The 18,878-nt window shown below is 64.3% G+C and carries 17 protein-coding genes; 1 reads left to right on the top strand and 16 read right to left on the bottom strand.

What is annotated here, in order from left to right; translation table 11 throughout:
- Window positions 1–155: 155 nt before the first annotated feature.
- From CH296_RS28500 to CH296_RS01695, 7 genes are all read right to left on the bottom strand, one after another.
- Window positions 156–443: a hypothetical protein gene (locus CH296_RS28500; RefSeq protein ID WP_179277606.1), complete on the bottom strand. Its 288-nt coding sequence runs from the start codon at window positions 441–443 to the stop codon at window positions 156–158.
- A gap of 291 nt (window positions 444–734) precedes the next feature.
- The gene (locus CH296_RS01670) at window positions 735–2,000 is read right to left on the bottom strand and encodes an acyl-CoA dehydrogenase family protein (protein WP_094632429.1); all 1,266 of its coding nucleotides are present in this window, start codon (window positions 1,998–2,000) and stop codon (window positions 735–737) included.
- A gap of 151 nt (window positions 2,001–2,151) precedes the next feature.
- Window positions 2,152–3,168: a helix-turn-helix domain-containing protein gene (locus CH296_RS01675; protein WP_094683872.1), complete on the bottom strand. Its 1,017-nt coding sequence runs from the start codon at window positions 3,166–3,168 to the stop codon at window positions 2,152–2,154.
- Window positions 3,169–3,301: 133 nt separating this feature from the next.
- Entirely contained in the window at window positions 3,302–4,564 is a 1,263-nt protein-coding gene (gene glp / locus CH296_RS01680; protein WP_094683873.1) for a gephyrin-like molybdotransferase Glp, read from the bottom strand.
- Window positions 4,561–4,803 (bottom strand): MoaD/ThiS family protein, encoded by a 243-nt coding sequence (locus CH296_RS01685; protein ID WP_045196011.1) that lies wholly within the window; start codon window positions 4,801–4,803, stop codon window positions 4,561–4,563. Before CH296_RS01685 ends, glp begins: the two co-directional genes overlap by 4 nt.
- An 18-nt stretch (window positions 4,804–4,821) precedes the next feature.
- Window positions 4,822–5,877, bottom strand: a complete 1,056-nt coding sequence (moaA, locus tag CH296_RS01690; RefSeq protein WP_094632335.1) for a GTP 3',8-cyclase MoaA — start codon at window positions 5,875–5,877, stop codon at window positions 4,822–4,824.
- Window positions 5,844–6,404, bottom strand: coding sequence for a molybdenum cofactor biosynthesis protein MoaE (locus CH296_RS01695; RefSeq protein WP_179277607.1), 561 nt, complete (start codon window positions 6,402–6,404; stop codon window positions 5,844–5,846). The genes moaA and CH296_RS01695 overlap by 34 nt, the downstream gene beginning before the upstream one ends.
- A 247-nt stretch (window positions 6,405–6,651) precedes the next feature.
- Between CH296_RS01695 and CH296_RS01700 the strand changes: the two genes are divergently transcribed.
- Complete coding sequence (locus CH296_RS01700) at window positions 6,652–7,677, top strand: helix-turn-helix domain-containing protein (RefSeq protein ID WP_082322636.1); 1,026 nt, start codon at window positions 6,652–6,654, stop codon at window positions 7,675–7,677.
- A gap of 18 nt (window positions 7,678–7,695) precedes the next feature.
- Here the strand turns inward: CH296_RS01700 and CH296_RS01705 are convergent, their stop codons facing one another.
- The 9 genes from CH296_RS01705 to mdo all read right to left on the bottom strand — a co-directional run bounded on the left by CH296_RS01705 (window position 7,696) and on the right by mdo (window position 18,686).
- A complete protein-coding gene (locus tag CH296_RS01705) occupies window positions 7,696–8,685 on the bottom strand; it encodes an NAD(P)/FAD-dependent oxidoreductase (protein WP_218828393.1) in 990 nt (329 codons plus the stop codon).
- Window positions 8,682–8,996 carry a ferredoxin gene (gene fdxA / locus CH296_RS29280; RefSeq protein WP_094683876.1) on the bottom strand — a complete coding sequence of 105 codons (315 nt, stop codon included), beginning with the start codon at window positions 8,994–8,996 and terminating at the stop codon, window positions 8,682–8,684. Before fdxA ends, CH296_RS01705 begins: the two co-directional genes overlap by 4 nt.
- 36 nt (window positions 8,997–9,032) lie before the next feature.
- Complete coding sequence (locus CH296_RS01715) at window positions 9,033–11,213, bottom strand: molybdopterin-dependent oxidoreductase (RefSeq protein ID WP_082322638.1); 2,181 nt, start codon at window positions 11,211–11,213, stop codon at window positions 9,033–9,035.
- A 120-nt stretch (window positions 11,214–11,333) separates the two neighbouring features.
- Window positions 11,334–12,014, bottom strand: a complete 681-nt coding sequence (locus tag CH296_RS01720; RefSeq protein ID WP_303396071.1) for a response regulator transcription factor — start codon at window positions 12,012–12,014, stop codon at window positions 11,334–11,336.
- A complete protein-coding gene (locus CH296_RS01725; protein ID WP_179272936.1) occupies window positions 12,011–13,399 on the bottom strand; it encodes a GAF domain-containing sensor histidine kinase in 1,389 nt (462 codons plus the stop codon). Before CH296_RS01725 ends, CH296_RS01720 begins: the two co-directional genes overlap by 4 nt.
- The gene (locus CH296_RS01730) at window positions 13,396–14,583 is read right to left on the bottom strand and encodes an iron-containing alcohol dehydrogenase (RefSeq protein WP_256980304.1); all 1,188 of its coding nucleotides are present in this window, start codon (window positions 14,581–14,583) and stop codon (window positions 13,396–13,398) included. The genes CH296_RS01725 and CH296_RS01730 overlap by 4 nt, the downstream gene beginning before the upstream one ends.
- 197 nt (window positions 14,584–14,780) lie before the next feature.
- Window positions 14,781–16,298: a VWA domain-containing protein gene (locus tag CH296_RS01735; RefSeq protein WP_094683878.1), complete on the bottom strand. Its 1,518-nt coding sequence runs from the start codon at window positions 16,296–16,298 to the stop codon at window positions 14,781–14,783.
- Window positions 16,295–17,332 carry a MoxR family ATPase gene (locus CH296_RS01740; RefSeq protein WP_094683879.1) on the bottom strand — a complete coding sequence of 346 codons (1,038 nt, stop codon included), beginning with the start codon at window positions 17,330–17,332 and terminating at the stop codon, window positions 16,295–16,297. Before CH296_RS01740 ends, CH296_RS01735 begins: the two co-directional genes overlap by 4 nt.
- 82 nt (window positions 17,333–17,414) lie before the next feature.
- The gene (mdo, locus tag CH296_RS01745; RefSeq protein WP_032376592.1) at window positions 17,415–18,686 is read right to left on the bottom strand and encodes an NDMA-dependent methanol dehydrogenase; all 1,272 of its coding nucleotides are present in this window, start codon (window positions 18,684–18,686) and stop codon (window positions 17,415–17,417) included.
- Window positions 18,687–18,878: the final 192 nt, after the last annotated feature.

An 18,878-nucleotide genomic window follows, 5' to 3' on the forward strand; every position in this document is an offset into this window, starting at 1 on the left:
CACGCGGCAGCGGTCAACGCCTCCAGTGACACAGCTGGCAGTGCACCCATCTTTCACCCCCCGGTGAGCAACATTTCAGAACGTGCGTTCGAACTGAAACAAGACTAACCCGGGCCACCGACAAGAAACGAAAGCGCAGACTCGGCTGCTCGTGCTCACCACCCCGAGCAGCACAAATCAGCCGAGCTCGAACTCGGAATGTCGTGATCTGAGCCGCGGTCGTGCGGTGCCGACCACAGTGAGCAGTGCCGATACCCTGGCCTTGTGGAGCCCGACCATAGGAGATGTCTCGACGTCAGTAGGGCGTGCGGTTTCTCCAACACTGCGCCGTAACGGTCGTTGAATCGCCGCGCGATGACCCTGGAAACGTCGACGTGTGGAAGATCCTTGCCGACGGGTACCACGTCTGCCGTGCAGAACAAGAAGTCAGCTGCCCGGTGCACCGGGTACGCGAGCCGAATGCGTACATGTCGTAGATCTCTCCGTCTCGAAACCCGCGGCCATATCGTCCAGCGCAGCGTCGAAGACGTGATGCCGCAGGTGCCCGACTACCTCACGGTCCGTGACGACCCGACAATCGGTCAGCATCGCAACATTCCTAGAATCATCCGGCCAAACGACCGAGAACCATTGGTCTCGTTGCACTTTCGCCAGTGAGTACGAGCCGGATCGGCGCGCGAGCCCGTTCGTGGTGTCAGGATCGATCGAATCCTGACACCACGAGCGCCATCGGCCTAGGCGTGCTCGGGTACCGACAGTCGATTCTCTGCCGCGGCGAGTGAGTCGAATCCGTCTGCCTTGAGCAGATTGTGGACGTTGCGCCGGCGAACGCCCATGTTTCCGCCGTCGTACACCGGGAAGCAGAGGACGTCTTCCATGATCGCAGCGATCGGGGTCAGGTTCGTGTACGCATCGACGCCGACGAGACGCATGGCGTCGTACACCACCTGCACGGCCGTCTCGGACGCGAATATCTTTGCTTCGTTGGCCAATTCACGGTCGCGTCCACCGGTGCGATCGAAGTGATCGGCAGCCTTCCATGCGAAGTAGCGGACCGCCTCGATCCGAGTCTTGATGTCCACCAACATGTATCCCGCGTTCTGGTACTCGATGACGGGTACCGGACCGGACCGGTGGTCGGTCTTGGCGAACTGCAGAGAGTAGTCGAATGCAGCCCTCATCCTGCCCACGCACGCGGCGGCGATGGACGAGCAGGTCCAGGAGAAGGCGGTGGCGACGATGTCCAACCCGTCGCCCGGCTTACCGATGAGGTTGCCGACCGGCACTCGCACGTCGCGGAATTCGACTCGCGGCGAGTTGGTGGCGCGGTGTCCGATGGTGTCGATCATGTCGGTGATCTCGACCCCCGGCGTCCCCTTCTCCACGACGATGACCGCGAGCGACTCCGACGGCGGGAGCGCAGGATCGGTGCGGCACACCACGCTGATCAGGTCGGCACCCTGACCGTCCCAGCCCGAAGCATTGGTGGTGTAGTGCTTGGCACCGTTGATGACCCACTCGTCGCCTTCGCGTCGCGCGAAGGTCCGAATTCCGACGGTCGGGTCCTCCGAGTCGTAGTTGGCCCCACCGGTCACCTCGGTGTATGCGATCGCAGCCAGCCGAGGCTCGCCGTCGCAGAACAGCGGGAGCCAGCGGTTCTTCTGTTCCTCGGTGCCGAAATTGATGATCGGATTCAGTCCCAATCCGGTGCCGAGCAACGCTGTCGGAGTGTTGATGTCGACCCGAGCGAGTTCCTCGGCCGCAAGGGCGAACGTCAGGTTGTCGAAGTACGCGCCGCCGTATTGATCGGGAACCAGTCCCTTGACGAATCCGAGCCCGGCCAGCTGCTTGTATACCGGCTGCAATGCGTAGAAGCGATCCTCCGGCCGGGGCAAGGGCGAAATGGCGGCTGCTACTTCGCTCAGGATCTCGTCTGCCACTTGCCGCGCCTGCATGCGCACGGCCATCTGCTCGGGGCTGAGCTCGAAACTCAAGGTCATGTGGGACTCCTCGATGTCTGTCCTGGTGGGGTGAAGAACGGAATCGGGCGACGCTGCCCTGCACACCAGTTTCATCGGGTGAGTCGTCCTGGTCTTGTACCGGACTGCGCCGTGATCGGTACCGTTCTGCACACTCGGACAGAGCGTTTCGCTACCGCTGCACCCGCTGCGGCAGTTCCCTGGTCTTCACCGACGCTCGGTATTCGACCGGACTGCATCCGAAGTGCGATCGAAACGACTTGGCCAGGTGCGCCGAATCCGAGAATCCCCACGCTGCAGCGATCGTTCCGATCGACCGATCGTCGCGCGAATCGGCAAGCTCACGACGACACGCCTCGACTCGATGCTCACGTACCACGGCACCGAAAGTCGTTCCCGCCCTCTCGAACAGTGCATGGAGAGTGCGAACCGATACCCCTACGTGGCGGGCTGCCTCGGTGGCGGGAACTCGGCCGAAGGGAAGCCGGGAGTCGATGAACCGAACCGCGGACACCCGGAGTGCTTCGTCGGTCTGCAACGAGCACGCGGTGTCCCGCTCGGCCGTTGCTCCCAGCACCGCGCGGAGCAGATCGACATGGGCGGCACCGATCATCTGCCGCTCGGTGGGGTGCAGTGAGGAATCGCTCCGCCAGGTCTCGACCATCAGTGAGCCGAGCAAGCGAGCCGAGCCCGACGAGCTCGAAAAGCGCCGAGCAGTGGTCCCCGCCGACGGTGCGACGACGTCTGCCAGCAATGGCCGTGGCAGCCGGAACGACAGGACCCGCCACAGTTCGTCATTGCCCGGTTCGACGAACTCGAGGCGGTACGGGCGGGTCGAATCGACGACGGCGAAGTCGCCTCGGGAGACGGTGCACTGCCGCCCGTCCTGGGTGGTCGTACAGTGCCCATCCAGTTGGAGGTTGACGAAGACGACGTCCTCGTCCGCGCGGGCGACTTCGCGCTTTCCGTGGTCGATTCGCTGGGTGCAGGAGGCGATCTCCGCGGCATTGCCACCTCCGACAGCCGCAGAGCGCACCCACCCGGGCAGTCCGGACCGGGACGAACTGCGTTCGACGTGATCGCGGGATCGCCACGGTGCCAGTGGGGTGAATGCCTGACACAGGACGTCGGCCCAGTAGCTCATCTGATCGGCATGGCCGAGTCCCCGGGTTGTCCAAAATGACGTCATGATGCACTCCGCGATAGGTTCGAGTGCACCAACGGTAGGCCCTTGGCGTAAGCCATCCGAGGCGTTTGCGTTACGAAATGCGTGCACTCTCCTCACATCGACGAGTGGTGCGCCGAGAGAATTTCTCGGATCTTCAGATGCACGTGCCTCGCCGCGACGAGGCGAGAGAGTCGAGCATCCACGCGGGGTACTCACCGGACGGCCCGAGGTCGCCGTCGGAGGGCGGGATCACGATCACACAGTTGGCGTCGGCGAGCGCACCGACAGAATGCGATCGGATGATTCTGGCCCCTTCACCGTCGACGATGCCCAGCATGACCCGGGGTACCGGTGAGGCAGAAACGGCCTCCCCCGCTACCCTGACCGTTCTGATCGTTCGCTCTGCTCGCGGGTTTCGCAGTGCCGCAACGATGATCGGCCGGACGAACAGTTCGTACGAGATCAACGCGCTGACAGGGTTTCCGGGCAGACAGACGATCGGAGTTCCCTCGACCTTTCCGCATCCCTGCGGTTTGCCCGGTTTGACTGCAACCGAAACGAATTCGACGTCCTGGTCTGCAAGCGCAAGCCGGATCACCTCCTCGGTGCCCGCGCTGATCCCACCGGTCGTGACGACGAGGTCGGCAACCGCCGCGCATCGGGCCAGTGCCGCCCGACACTCATCGACGTCGTCGGCGACGGCCGGTTCGAGGTGAACGTCGGCACCGCACCGAAGCAGATCCGCGACGATCATCGCCGAGTTCGCGTCGTAACACTCGCCGCGTGCGAGTTCGGTCCCGACCGGCCGAACCTCGGATCCTGTCGACAGCACCGCCACGATCGGAGCCGACTCGATCAGCACATGGGTGCGACCGAGCGCCGCCAGAACACCGACCTGTGCCGGCGTGACCGATGTGCCTGCCCGGACGGCGACGTCGCCGACCTCGAAGTCCGAGGCACGACTGCGGATGTTGCTCTTCGAGCCGACCGAGTGGATCGTCACCTCCTCGATACCGAATGTCTCGACGAACCCGCTGGTTCCCTCGACCGGAATCACCATGTCTGCGCCGTACGGAACTGCCGCACCGGTCATGACCTGTACCGACTCACCCGGATGAAGGTGCAGCGGTGCCGGTTGTCCACCTGCGACACTGCGCGCGGAGACGAGCAGACGTACGGGCAGATGTTCCGGACCGATGACATCGGCAGCGCGAACGGCGAATCCGTCGACCGCCGAATTGTCGAAGGCCGGCAGTGCGTGGTCGGCAACGACATCCTCGGCGAGCGTTGCCCCTACCGCATTGCCGATCGGCACCGAACGCACCGACGCCGATACTCCCAGTTTTCTTATCGCGCAGCGGTGTTGGTCCACCGTTCGGAGATGGACCTGGACGCTGTCCACTGTCGTCGACATCATCCGCCGGAGATCGGAGGCAGGACCGCGATCTCGTCCCTATCGGAGCACGGCGAATCCTCGTCGCGTGCCAGCGATCGTCCATTGATCCAGATGCGCGACACCGCCAATACCTCCGCGAACGACGCACCGTATCGTTCGACCGCAGTATCGAGCACCTCTCTGACGGTCGATCCCGACATGCTGTTCGACGCCTCCCCGGCAATCTGTCGTGCCGCAGCGAACATCACCAACTCGGCCATACGATCAGCCCCCTTCGATCATCCACCGATGTAGGACATTTCGATCCGATCTCGCACCGGATCCTCGTTCGTTTCCGCTCGAAGTTCCGAGTACCGATCGTCCCGTCGCACCCACAACGCCGTGAGGCGGGATACGAGTTCGTCCTGCGACGCCCCCGAGCGCAGCAACGCGCGCAGGTCCGTTCCGGTCGACGAGAACAGACAGGTGTACACCTTGCCGTCGGCAGACAGCCTCGCGCGCGTGCACGTTCCGCAGAACGGCTCGGACACCGACCCGATCACGCCGATCTCTCCACTGCCGTCGAGGTATCGATATCGAGTCGCCACCTCACCGTCGTACACCGCCTCGACCCGCACCAGCGGGTGGACGCGGCCGATCGTCTCCACGATCGCTTGCACGTCCATGACCTGGGACAACTCCCACCGATTCGTAGCACCGACGTCCATGTACTCGATGAAGCGCACCACGACGCCGGTGCCCTTGAACCGCTCCGCCAGAGTCAGAATCGAATCCTCGTTCACCCCGCGACGCACCACGACATTGACCTTCACCGGCGACATCCCGGCGTCAACCGCCGCGTCGATGCCGTCGAGTACGGTCTGCACGGGCACCCGAGTGTCACTCATGCGAGCGAACGTTGCCGGGTCCGTCGAATCGAGGCTGACGGTCACCCGCCCCAACCCCGCGTCGACCAACTTCGCAGCATGTGCGCCGAGCAGAGAACCGTTGGTGGTCATCGCCAGATCGATACCGTCGATGGCGCTCAGTCGCTCGACGAGGGAGACAATTCCGGTTCGCAGCAGCGGTTCTCCACCGGTCAGGCGCACCTTGCGAATACCGATGTCGGCAGCAGCTCGGGCGACTCTGTCGATCTCCTCGAACGACAGCAGTTTCGCGGTCTTCAAGAATTCGTGGTCGGGACCGAATTCGGACCGCGGCATGCAATAGACGCACCGGAAGTTGCACCGGTCGGTGACGGAAATACGCAGGTCCCGAAGTGGCCGGCCCCGAACGTCTCTCGCGTCGGTCACGACATCCCTCACGAGGCGGCACCGCAGGTGAGCGGCGACCACTGCGAGGCTGCATGGTGGACGTTCTCGATCTGCACACCGGTCTCCACCCAGGATTGCACGGCGTCCCGCTGTTCGAGCTTCCACACCGGAACGGATGCCTTGACGATGTCGATGCAGAACTGAGCAGCCAGAAACGCGGCGACGCGATGACCCGCGGACACACAGACCAGGACACTGGCTTCACCCACCGCGACGGATCCGGTCCGATGCAGCAGGGCGATACGGCCGATGTCGGGCCAACGCTGTTGCGCCGTCTCGGCAATCTCGAACAGGCGTCCGCGCGCGACCAACTCGTAGGACTGATAGTCGATCGACACGACCCCGTCGGTCCTTTGACCTGCGGAGTCCCTCGAATACTCGCGCACAACCCCGGTGAAGGTGACAACGGCCCCGCACTGGGGCATGGTGGCCCAGGCGGTCGCCGCCTCGACCGACAACGCGTCGGAGGTGACTGCGACTCGCACCCCGCTCGCGCAGGATTCACTGTCGTTCCCGTCCAGCTGCACGACTGTGTCGACGTCGCCCATGGTGCACCCCTTTCGTCGAATTCGGTTCCAGCTTGGTCCAGAGGGGTGCGGTGCATTTGACCGCCAGCGACCGTTAGTTGACCTGCAGAGACCTCGCCACGCCGTCCGGATCGGACTTTCCGGCAATGTTACGAACAGCGAATCAACCGGAAACATTGCGCGCTAACCTCGAACAAAGCTCCTGCATCGCAGTGACGACACGGTCACCAGGACCGACGACGGTGGGCTTCGACGAAAAGGGGTTCCCATGCTGTCCAGATCCGGATTCTCGATCCCGACTCGGACGACCAGCCGCAGTGACTGGTGCGACATGCTCAGCGAGCATTTCGTCGCACTGGACGTCGCGGACGTGGCCGACAGCCGATTCACCGGGGCCGTCCGGTCGATGTCGCTTGCACACCTTCAGGTTTCGAGTGTCAGATCCACCACGCAGCACATCGCGCGTACCGACTCGTTGATCGATCGGGATCGCATCGAGTACGTCCAGATCGGAATGATCAGACGCGGCTCGGCCATCGTCGTGCAGGACGGCCGCGAATGCACTCTGACGCGGGGCGACTTCGCGATCTACGACACCTCACGCCCGTTCGACTGGATCATCGACGGCCACCCCGACGACGATCAATGGGAACTGGAGGTCTTCACCTGGCCCCGTCACATGCTTCGGCTCGACGCCCGTGAGTCCAGCGACATGACGGCGATGGCATTCGACGGATCCGCCGGATTCAGTGGGCTACTGGGCCGGTTTCTTCACGATCTGAGTTCGACGCGCTCGTCACTGGACATCACCGGAGCGCAGGCGATAGCGGACGAGGTCGGCGATCTCGTCAGCGTGATCGCCCGCAACACCACCACGAACTCGACCGTCGACTCGCCCAGCGCAGCTCTGGTTCGGTCAGCGCAGCGGTACATCGAGGACCACCTCGCAGATACCGAGCTCTCACCCACCTCGGTGGCGTCGGCGATGTTGGTCTCGACGCGACAGTTGCATCGTGTGTTCGCCTCGAGCGGCACGACGGTGGCCCGCACCATCAGAACCAAACGGCTCGAGCGCTGCCGCCGCGAGATCGTCGGCAGCATCACGCTGGACAAGTCGCTCGGGCAGATCAGCCGGAGATGGGGCTTCGCGGACCTCGCCGTCTTCAGCCGCGCCTTTCGTGAGCAGTACGGCATGAGTCCGCGGCAGTACCGCGCCAGCGTCTGTGCCCGGTCGGACGACCCGCGTGCGGTGACGCGCTCGACACGGCCGACCGACCGAGAACAGAGGTACTGACGCGACGAGCGACTCGAGTCAGTGGATCGAGTCGCTCGAATGGCCCGGCACGATCGGTGCCGAACCGTCGACGAGTGGTGCGATGTGGTTGACCGCCGTGGCGGCCTCGGCGAATCCGACCGCGATCAGCTTGACCTTGTCCTGGTGTCCGGCAACATCACCCACCGCGAATACTCGCCGACGATTGGTCCGCATCGTCCGGTCGACGGCGATATCGCGCTGGTGCTTGTCCAGACCCCACGTCCCGATGGGACCCAATGCCGCTTTGAAGCCCAGTGCGGCAACCACACTCGACACTGCGAGTCGACGGCGTTCGGTTCCGGCTCCGTCGACGATCGTCACCGATTCGACGGCGTCCGAGCCCGCGATCTCCTCGACCTCGTACGGGGTGAGTACATCGACACTCGACCGCTCCAACAGTCCCAAGCTGTGAGCATGAGCCCGAAACTCGTTGCGGCGGTGCACCAGTACCACCGACTTCGCGATCGGCTCCAAACTCAGAGCCCAGTCCACCGCCGAATCACCGCCCCCGACGATCATCACGTGTTCGCCGGCCAACTCGTTCAGTCTCGGCACGAAGTAGCGAAGCCCACGATCGTGGAACTCCGAACCCGCCGGCAGCGGTCTCGGCGTGAATTTGCCGATCCCCGCTGCCACCAGAACCGCCTTCCCGACGACGGTGACACCCTTGTCCGTCGTGATCCGGACGGCCTCCTCGGATTCTTCGAGCTCGGTCGCGACGTGTCCCATCAGATACGTCGGTTTCGCCTGCTCTGCCTGCTCCACCAAGGCGTCGACCAGATGCTGCGCCTTGATTGCCGGAAAGCCGGCGACGTCGAAGATCTTCTTCTCCGGGTACAGCGCGGCCAGCTGACCACCGGGATGCGGTAAGGCGTCGACGACGGTGACCGTCAGCCCACGAAAGCCCGCGTAGTACGCACCGTAGAGGCCGGCCGGGCCCGCGCCGACGATGATCAGGTCACACTCGAAATCGGTTGCGTCACTCACTTCTTCGCCACTTCGTCGATCGCCGGGTGGTCGTGTCCGACCGGACCGAGATCCTCCGCGCCACCCGACGCATCGGCATACTCGCAGAACTCCACTGCGATGTCGACGAACCGCTTCTGCTCGTCCGGGATCTTGTGTTCCCAGAAGATCGCGTCGTTGGGGCACGCGGGCATGCATTTGCCGCAGTCGACGCACTCGTCGGGATTGATGTACATCATCCGAGCACCCTCGTAGATGCAGTCGACGGGGCACTCCTCGGTGCATGCCTTGTCCAGCAGGTCGATGCACGGTTCGGTGACGACGTAGGCCATCTCGAAATCCTCGTTCTCGTAGTAGGGAAGGTGTTGTCAGGCGTCGAGTGGTCGCACGTCGACCAGAGTGTCCGAGAACGTCGGGGCATTCCCGAGGTCCGCGAATGCCGTGGGGTTGAGCGAGGCCGGGGTCGAGAGCGAGAGCATGTTCTTGCGCCACGCGCCCATCGCGCACACCGTCACGCCCTCCATGACGGACTTGTCCAGCTTGGCCAGGACGGTGAACTCACCGCGGTCGTTGAACACTCGAACCACATCACCGGAGGCGACACCCCGCCGCTCGGCGTCGGCTGGGTTGATCAGCAGGGTCGGCTCCTTCTGCACCTTGCGATGCATGTCGAGATTTCCGAAGCTCGAATTCAAGTAGGCGTGCGACTTGGGCGTCAGCAGGTTGAGCGGATACTTCTGCGCCAGTTCGGGGTTGGTGCGAGACGATTCGCGCGGCGCAATGTAGTGCGGAAGCGGATCCACCGGTTGGCCCGGCTGGTGATCGTTCGATCCCTGCCGGAAGAGGGGCAGAACGAAGTTGCCGCCCGCCGCTGCCGAGGACAGGAACTCGGTCTTGCCGGACGGCGTCCGGAAATTGCCCTCGGCGTGGGGTGCGTACTCGTCGGGACCGGGAAGATTGAGCCGCTGCCACCCGAGCTGTTTGAGCGAGTCGATCGAGATGCCCTCCATGGCAGGCGCATTCCAGTCGTACGACAGGGCTATGAGTTCCTCGTCGGTTCGGGAGAACACCGGCTCGGTGAACCCCATGGCCTTGGCCAGTCGCCGGAAGAGCTCGGTGTTGGGGACCGCTTCTCCCATCGGCTCGATCGACCGATTGTTGTAGGTGACGAACAGGTGCCCCCACGAGAAGTTGATGTCGTCCTGCTCGAGCTGTGTGGTCGCCGGCAGGATGATGTCCGCGTAATCGGCTGTGTCGGTGATGAAATGGTCACTGACGACGGTGAACAGATCCTCGCGGCTGAGCCCGTCGATCATTCGTTTCTGATCGGGGCACACCACCACCGGATTCGAGTTGTAGACCATCAGGGCCTTGAGGGGCGTGTCCAGATTCAGCCCGCCGGTCAGCGCTTCGCCGAGTTGATACAGATTGATCACCCGCGTGCCTGGCGTCTGCAGATCCGTCTGCAGGAACTCGGGCCAGTTCACCGGGAAAGCCCACAGGGGTAGCTGCAGGATTCCGCCGCCTGGCTTGCGCCAGGCACCCACCAAGGACGGCAGGCAGGAAATGGCTCGGACGCTCTGACCGCCGCCGGCGCTCCGTTCGATCGCGACACCGATGCGAATCACGGCCGGCTGGCTCTGCGCGTATTCCCGCGCCAGGGTGTAGATGTCCTCGACGGGGATGCCCGTCTCCTCCGATGCCCACTGCGGGGTGTACTGCTTCACCCGCTCGGCCAGCTCGTCGAAACCGATGGTGTGACGCTCGATGTAGTCCGCGTCCGTCAACCCCTCGTCGATGATGACGTGCATCATCGCCAGCGCGAGCGCGCCGTCGGTGCCCGGCCGGATCGGGATGTACCAACTCGCAGCCTTAGCGGTCCTCGTTTTGACCGGGTCGATCACGACGACCTTGGCCCCGCGCTTCTTGGCCTCGGCCACATACGGCCACAGGTGCAGGTTGGTGCTCATGATGTTCGACGCCCAGATCAGAATGAACTTCGAATGGACGAAGCTTTCCGGGTCGACGCCCGCCGTATCGCCGACCGTCATCGCGTACGCAGTGCACGACCCTGCGTCGCAGTAGGTGCGCTCGGCAACGGTTGCCCCGAGACGGTTGAAGAATGCGTCGCCGACGTTGAGCCCCTGCGTGATCCCCTGGGTGCCGAGGTAGTTGCACGGCATGATCGCTTCCGGGCCGAATTCCTCGGCGATGGCGGTGAACTTCTCCGCTATGGTCGCAACGGCCTCGTCCCACGAGATTCGCTCGAAGCGACCGGAGCCTTTGGGTCCGGATCGCTTGAGCGGGTACAGAACTCGATCGGGGCTGTAGACCTTGTCCAGGTAGTTGTCCACCTTCACGCACAATCCACCGTTGGTGTACGGGTTGGTCTTGCTACCGCTGACGCTGGTCGCCACACCGTCCGCGACGGTGACCACCATCGAGCACGAATCCGGACAGTCCTGGCCGCAGGCTCCGAGAACGGTGAGCTCCGCGGGGCGGTCTGCGGGAGCGTCGTCTTGGCGTGTGCCTTCTTGAACAGTCGTCATGGGGTGCTCCTCGGCATGGATATCACTGGTATGTGTTATCCGAAGCCTGCACCGCCCAGACGCTCTCGACAGGACACCGAGCGCCGTCTACTTTGCACTCTGCGCCCGAAGGCTCTGCAGTCAGATCAAGCCTTGCTTACTCGCCGCGTACACGGCCTCGGCTCGTCTGGACACCGCGAGCTTGCGCATGATGTTGCTGACGTGGAATTTGACCGTCGTCGCCGAGATGAACAGGCGCGCCCCGATCATGTTGTTGGACAGGCCCGTCGCGAGCAGCCTGAGGACCTCGAGTTCGCGCTCGGTCAAGCGCTCGATGCTGCTCGGTGTGCCGTTGAGAGAGCGAACGACAGCCGAGGCGCTCCGCGAGTCGAAGGCACTCTCGCCGCGCGAGACCGCACGGATCGCGCGTACCAACTCGGTGGTGTCGACGTCCTTGACGACATATCCCCGCGCTCCCGCATGCACGGCCTCCACCACGAGCCGGTCGTCGAGGAAGGTCGTGAGCACCAGCAGTCCGATTCCGTTGTGCGCCTTCGCCAACTGCGCACACAAGGCAAGACCCTCGTAATCCGAACTGGCCGACAGCTTGAGATCCATCAGCACGATGTCGGGCTCCACCCGCGCGACGACGGCCAGTCCCTCCTCCCGCGTCGACGCCTCCCCCACGATCGTCAGATCCGCCTCGCGTTCGAGCACCGACCGTAGCCCTTCGCGCAGGATCGCGTGATCGTCGACCAGCACGATGCGCACCGTGGGTGCAGCCACATGCCCTTGGCCGTCGCGGATCGTCGGTACGCTCACAGGGTGTCGCCCTTCTCCGATGTACTGCCGAGGGGATCGCTCCCGAGGGGGATTCGCACGGTCACTCGCACTCCTCCGGTACGGGCACGCCTGATCTCGAAGACGCCACCGTGCTCGCGGGTCCGGGCCGCCATGTTCGCCAATCCTCGATGCCTGCCGTCGACGTCGGTGGACTCGGACAGATGCAGCATCATCCGCAGATGGGCCGGATCGCCGTCCCCGTCGTCGGCGATCGACAACTGCACCTGATCGGGCGAGTAGGTCAGTCTCAGAATTGCTCGCGACGCATGGGCGTGCACCGCGGTGTTGAACAGTGCCTCGCCGGCGATGCGCAGCAGAGCGTGCTCGCATTCGCTGCTCAGCTCGACCGGAGTTCCCTCCACTCGCAACGACACCTGCAACTCGTCGGGCATGTGTACCACCGACAGTTGCTCGAGCATCTCGGGCAGGGACGTTCGATCGGCATCCTGCGGATGGTTGAGCGCATAGATCGCAGACCGCAACTGTTCGACGGCTCGACGCGTCAACTCCTTGGCCAGATCGAGCCGTTCACCGCGTTCCTCGGCCGGAATGTCGCTGCGGCACACCTCGATCTGCATACCCGCCGACAACACCGCCTGCGTCACGCTGTCGTGCAGTTCGCGGGCGATGCGATGGCGTTCGTCGTCGAGCACCTGATGTCGATGCGCGGCGCCCAGCTGCCGCTGAGTCACCTCGAGTTCGGCGTTGCGGGCCGCCAGATCCGCTGCTGTGCGGTGGGCCTGCGCGTACGCGTTCTCGGTGCGTTCCAGCAGCTGTCGACGACTCTGGAACAGAGCCGAATTCTGCAGTGCCACAGCCGTTTGACTCGCCAGAATGCTCAACACAGCCGCGTCGGTCGCGTCGAGCACCCGGTGGTCGCCGGTCCACGCCGCGAACGCGCCGACGACGCCACCGTCGAACGCAATCGGCACGAAAGCGTGATGGGCCGAGATGACCGGAGTCTGCCCGTCACCGCACGTGGACGTCCGAATCGACTCGAGGCAGTCGATGACGTCGTCCGGCAGCGGCGGACCCTCGACGTTGTCGACAAGGAACGGCGTGGCGTCCGGTCCGAGCACCAGTCGCCGGGGACCGGCATCCGGGAGTGCACCGTCGGCGAGCGCGAACACGACCCACTGTGCGCTCAGATGAGCACGAGCTGCTTCCGCGACCGCGCACACGAGCGTCTCGGGGCCGTCGACCGTCCGCACCAGCGCCCGCGAAATCAGTTCCAGCGCATAGACGACGCGTTCGAGCCGTTCGGCCGCGCCGCGATACTGGGGGTAGAACGTGTTCTTGCCCGACCGCAGTCCCGTCAGCAGCGACAGATCGGGGCCCGACGTCACATCGGGTCCCGACGTCACAGCGCACTCCGGAACAGTTCGACCATCTCGAGGTGCGTCGCCGAGCGCGGATTGGTGGACATGCAGGCATCGTGCAGAGCGTTGGTGGCCAACACATCGAGATCCGACTCACTGACTCCGATCTGTGCGAGGCCGGACGGGACACCGACCTGTCGCGCGAGGCGGTCGACGCGGTCTGCCACGGCCATCGCGGCCTCCTCCGGCCGGGCTCTGCCCTCGGGAAGTCCGAGGCTCGTCGCGATGGCCACGTACGGCAGCGGATCCTCGGCTGCATTGAAGCGGATGACATGAGGCAGCAGTACGCCGTTGATCACACCGTGCGGCAGGTCGAGCAGTCCACCCACCTGATGGCTCATGGCATGCGTTGCACCGAGGATCGCGTTGGTGAAAGCCAGGCCGGCTTCGAGACTCGCCTGGGCCATCGATCCGCGCGCAACCATGTCGGCGGGTTCGTCGATTGTGCGTGCCAGCTGCGACATCACCATGGTGATGGCCCGTAGCGCATGGTGATCGGTGAGTTGGTTGTGTCCGAGCGAGACGAAGGCCTCGATACCGTGAGTCAGGGCATCCAAACCCGTTGCTGCGTTGAGCCATTCGGGCATCGTGGTGAGCAGTCGCGGGTCGATCACGGTGATATCGGGGACCAGAGCTCTGCCGAGAATGGTGATCTTCGTCGAGCGCGCCGTATCGGTGACGATGCAGAACTGGGACACGTCGGCACCCGTACCGGACGTCGTCGGCACCATGACCAAGGGTGGAATCGGGCGCGTGGCCTGATCGACACCTTCGTAGTCGAGGATTCTGCCGCCGTTACCGGCCAGGATCGCAATGCCTTTGGCCGCATCCATCACCGATCCCCCGCCGATGGCCACCAGCACATCGCAGACCGACTCGGTGTAGACCGCATACCCGGCTTCGATCTCGACATCCTTGGGATTGGGCGTCAGCTCGCTCCACACCTGGGGACACAGGCCCTGTGCGGTGAGCAGATCGATCAGCTGACCCGCCCACCCGCTGTCGATCAGACCGGCATCGGTCACCACGAGCGGACGCACTCCGCCCAGCCGAAGCGTCGCGTGCGCCACTTCACCCAACGAATCCTGACCGAACACGATCTCCGGGGCATGGAACTTGAGCACGCGCGGTGCCTCCGGGCGGCTGCGTCGATCTTCGAGGTCGTGCAGCGCCTTGCCTACGTTCGCAGTAGCTGCCTGGTCCACCGTTCACACCCTCGCTGTCCATCGGCCCGAGACATCCGGGCATGTGATTCAGGTTACAACCCTACGAGGGGGGCCCGTCGAATCCCACCAGCACCGGACCAGGTTCCCACCTACCCGATCGGGTAGGTACCCGAACCCCGACGGTCAGGGTCGGAGGCTGCTCAGGACAGCGCATGCCCCAGTTCGGCCGCCTGCGCCGTCAGCTGGTCCCCGTCCCTCGCGACGACGACCCGGTCGCAGACCTGCTCGTAGTCCTCCATCGAACACGCAGCCTGAGCCCAGTAGCGGCGCGCCTCGGGGGTGATCCACGCGACGCGGTGCACCTTGGACCGAATCCTTTTCAGCGCATCGAGTCCCGACGGGCGGCCGTTGCACCGGCCGTCGCCGACGATGATCACCGCGGTGCGCTTGTTCAGCACGTCGGCATGCGAGTCCAACAGAGCGGCGAACATGCTGCCGTAGTCGCTACTGGCTTCGAGGTCCAGACGCGCATCCGCGAGCACCGCCGCCAGCGCGCCGTCCCCCGTACTGGCGAGCAAGGTGGTCGTCACGTCCACCGGCGCGTCGACGAACCCCATCACCGTGCATCGGTGCGCGCGCGCATGCATGGCCTGTGCCAGGCGCAGGGTGAACGCCGTGATCGGCCGAACCGACAGCGAAACGTCGGCGAGCACGAGGAGTCGGACCTTGTCCGGTACCGGTGTCTTCGTCACCAAGCGAAACGGAATTCCGTCGGTTCGCAGACTCGACCGGACGGTGCGCCTCATGTCCAGCGGCCCGCGCGAGTGCTCGCGCGGCCGCGGGCGCGGGGTGCCGCGCATGTGCCGCAGCAGTTCGTGACTCGCGCGCTCGATCTCGGCGTGCCTGCCGATCACCTGCACCGCACCGTCGATCGGTATCGGTGAGGGCATGGTGCCGGTCAGCTCACCCAACGCCGCGACGAAAGCCTCGACGGCATCGGTGATCCGATCCAGCATCGCGGCACTCAGCGGACCCGAATCACCGCCGTCGCCGTAGACGCTCCGCGGATCGTAGGCGTCGAACCACGCCAGCACGCTCGCCGGATCTTCCCAGTTCAGCTGTCCCGCAACCGCTCCGCTGGTACTCGACGCCAACTCCCCTGCCGCCGTCGATCCGGACCGCTCCAGGTCGACCGTGTAGGTGACCCCGCGACGGCCCATGTCGCCGTCGGTGTCGATCGACAGATCGTGATCCTCGGACGAAAGGCTGATGTCGTCGTCGTCCTTGTGCGGGTTGAAGCCCTTGTCGGCTTCGGGCGCGTCGAGCAGATCCCCGATCTCCACGGCCCGTTCGTTGTACTCGGCGTACTTGGCGGCCTCCTGGTCCGCTCCCACCTCGAGGTCCGTCGGAAGTCCGCCGGCGACCTGCGCACCCAACGGCGATCGATGCTCGTCCACGGCACTGTCGATGGCGGCCTCGAACATCGACTCGAACGCGAGATCGAATCCGTGCTGTTCGTGGTCGTACTTGGCGCACGTCGCGCGCAGGGCCGCACGCAGAATCGTGAGGTCCCGGCCCCCGAGGAGACCGAGGACGCGTCGTACCTCGATCACCTCGGCCGGCGACGCCGCTACTCCGAAGCGCCGCAGCGTCCGGCCGAAGACAGCGGCCAGCACGTCGAGCACCAACGATGCCGAGAACGATTCGTGCCCGGTCATCGTCGTATTCCGATGCCGCCCTTGTCGCGTCCACCGTGTCCGCGAAAGGCCGTCGCGGTCGTGTTGACGATCGTTCCCAGTGACGTTGCGGCAGAGGTCGTTTCGGCCACCGGACCGGCCAAGGCGATCTTCATGTCCGAGGAGTACTTGACCAGCGCGGCGAGCAGATACTTGCGGGTGTCCTCGGAGTGTCCGAGAACCGACGCGATACGAGCCGCGTCGATCACTTCCGAGATCGACGGGCTCTTGCGCAGCGGTAGTTCGCGCAGTTCGGTTGCCAAATCGACGATCTCGACCACGATGTGCGCGGGCACCTCGGGCGCACGAGCGGTGACGATCTCGCGCTCCCGCGCAGCCGTCGGGTAATCGAGATGGAAGTGCAGGCAGCGTCGCTTGAGCGCCGAGGACAGCTCACGAGTGTCGTTGGAGGTCAATATCACCCACGGATCGCTGCGCGCCGTGAAGGTGCCGACCTCGGGGATCGTCACCTGCTTCTCGGCGAGCACTTCGAGCAACAGTGCCTCCATCGACTCCTCGGTGCGATCGACCTCGTCGACCAGCAGCACCACCGGCTCCTCGGACAGCACCGACTCGAGCAATGGGCGTACGGCGAGGAAGGGCTCGGAGTACAGGCCGAAGTCCTTGGCGGCGAGCAGCTTCGATGCGTCGTCGATATCGGTGACGTGCTGGGTGAGCGCGCCGATGTGTTCGCGCAGCATCTGCACATGCAGCAATTGCTTGGCGTAGTCCCACTCGTAGAGGGCTCGGTTGTCGTCGAGGCCCTCGTAGCACTGCAACCGAACCAGCTTCCGTCCGCTCGCCGCAGCGAGAGACTTGGCCAACTCGGTCTTGCCCACGCCCGCAGGGCCTTCGAGCAACAGTGGGCGATCGAGCGCTGTCGCCAGATGTACCACGGTGGCGAGGTCGTCGTCGGCGATGTAGTCCTGCTCACCGAGCGCGCGCTGCAGATCGGCGGCGTCGGTGAATCGAACGGTGCCGGTGTCGTCGCTAGGCACTGTCGACAGCGAGGTCATGTGTTTCCCTTCGTGGTGCGGCGGAGCCGCAGTGGTGCGGTTATGCGCCGCCCGGGGCACATAACCGCACCACTGCGCAGCATCAGTACGACTCGTTGATCGCGTGCGAGACGACGGGGATCATCGACTCCACGGTCACCTCACGGGGGTTGCCCGGGGTGCACCAGTCCTCCTGGATGTGCTCGGAGATCTTCAGCACCGACTTCTCGTCGCCCTTGATCACGTCGCCCTTGCCCGCGTACTTGCCGGTGTTCATCCTGTTCTTGTCGTACGTCGCCGAACGGATGGAGCCGAAGTTGTCGGGAATTCCGACGTCCTTGGCGAGCCTGATGGCGGCTTCGACGGCAGCATCGGCCGCCTGCACGGTGGTCATGTTCTTGGTATCGACGCCCATGGCCACGGCGATCTCGGCGTAACGCTCGTAGCGCGAGGGCAGGTTGTACTCCCACACGCGCGGCAGCGCGATGGCGTTGTTGAGGCCGTGAGCGCTGTCGTAGAACGCGCTGATCGCGTGCGAGATCGAGTGGATGACACCGAGTCCGCCGGAGTTGAACGCCTGCGTGGCGATGTACTGGGCGTTCATCATGCCCTCGCGAGCCTTCAGGTTGCCCGGGTCGTACACCGCTTCACGAAGGTGCTTGGACACCAGGCCGATCGAGTAGATGGCGTTGCCGAGCGACGGCGCGAAATCGAGACGCGAGACGTACGGCTCGGCACCGTGGGCGAGAACGTCGAAGCCGCAGAACGCGGTCCACTGCTGCGGGCAGGTGTAGTAGAGCAGCGGATCGTCCAGTGCCAGAGTCGGTGTCGACGCTTCGTCGAACGCCAGCCACTTGTGCGGCTTCTCCATGTCCGAGGTGTCGGTGATGACGTAGGCCCAGGACGTCTCCGAACCCGTTCCTGCAGTGGTCGATACCGCGATGTGAGGTGGATTCTGCTTGTTGGTGGACTTGGAGAATCCCTCGAACTCGTTGATGTTGCGTCCGTCGTGCGCGACGACGACGCGAATGCCCTTGGCCGCGTCGTGGCTCGAACCACCACCGACGGAGATGACGCTGTCGCACTTCTCCTTCTGGTACAGCGCGGCACCGTCCATGACGTTGTAGTCCTTGGGATTGGACTCGACCTTGTCGTAGAGGACCACCTCGACGCCCTGGTACTCGATCTTGCCGATCAGTTCCTCGATGATTCCGGAACCGCGCAGACCGGTCGTGACGAGCAGCGAGCGCTTGAACCCGAGTTCCTTGGCCTCGACACCGATCATGTCGTGGGCACCGACTCCCAGCTTGGCGCGCGGCAGCGGATGAAACTCCTTGATGGGGAATTCCCAGATCTGATTGAGCTCGATAACCATCGGTGTCTCCTCGGTGAGTGTGAGTGACAAGACGCCTTCTGCTGTGATCGGCGTCTCACTGATGACCACACTCCACCGCCGCACACCGCGTTGGGAACACCTCGAGGCGGGAACCCTGCCAACGACCCGACCGAACTACCCGATCGGGTAGGAGTACTCGCTCACCCTCGGCACAGGAAGAACCACAGACTC

The organism is Rhodococcus sp. 14-2496-1d (assembly GCF_002259365.1).
Classification (GTDB): domain Bacteria; phylum Actinomycetota; class Actinomycetes; order Mycobacteriales; family Mycobacteriaceae; genus Rhodococcoides.

Bases quoted from the DNA above. Each gene is read 5' to 3' on its own strand.
- CH296_RS01735 (WP_094683878.1), bottom strand. From the start codon at position 16,298: ATGACCGGGCACGAATCGTTCTCGGCATCGTTGGTGCTCGACGTGCTG.
- CH296_RS01740 (WP_094683879.1), bottom strand. From the start codon at position 17,332: ATGACCTCGCTGTCGACAGTGCCTAGCGACGACACCGGCACCGTTCGA.
- mdo (WP_032376592.1), bottom strand. From the start codon at position 18,686: ATGGTTATCGAGCTCAATCAGATCTGGGAATTCCCCATCAAGGAGTTT.
- CH296_RS01715 (WP_082322638.1), bottom strand. From the start codon at position 11,213: ATGACGACTGTTCAAGAAGGCACACGCCAAGACGACGCTCCCGCAGAC.
- CH296_RS01700 (WP_082322636.1), top strand. From the start codon at position 6,652: ATGCTGTCCAGATCCGGATTCTCGATCCCGACTCGGACGACCAGCCGC.
- fdxA (WP_094683876.1), bottom strand. From the start codon at position 8,996: ATGGCCTACGTCGTCACCGAACCGTGCATCGACCTGCTGGACAAGGCA.
- CH296_RS01685 (WP_045196011.1), bottom strand. From the start codon at position 4,803: ATGGCCGAGTTGGTGATGTTCGCTGCGGCACGACAGATTGCCGGGGAG.
- CH296_RS01695 (WP_179277607.1), bottom strand. From the start codon at position 6,404: ATGGGCGACGTCGACACAGTCGTGCAGCTGGACGGGAACGACAGTGAA.
- glp (WP_094683873.1), bottom strand. From the start codon at position 4,564: ATGATGTCGACGACAGTGGACAGCGTCCAGGTCCATCTCCGAACGGTG.
- CH296_RS01675 (WP_094683872.1), bottom strand. From the start codon at position 3,168: ATGACGTCATTTTGGACAACCCGGGGACTCGGCCATGCCGATCAGATG.
- CH296_RS01670 (WP_094632429.1), bottom strand. From the start codon at position 2,000: ATGACCTTGAGTTTCGAGCTCAGCCCCGAGCAGATGGCCGTGCGCATG.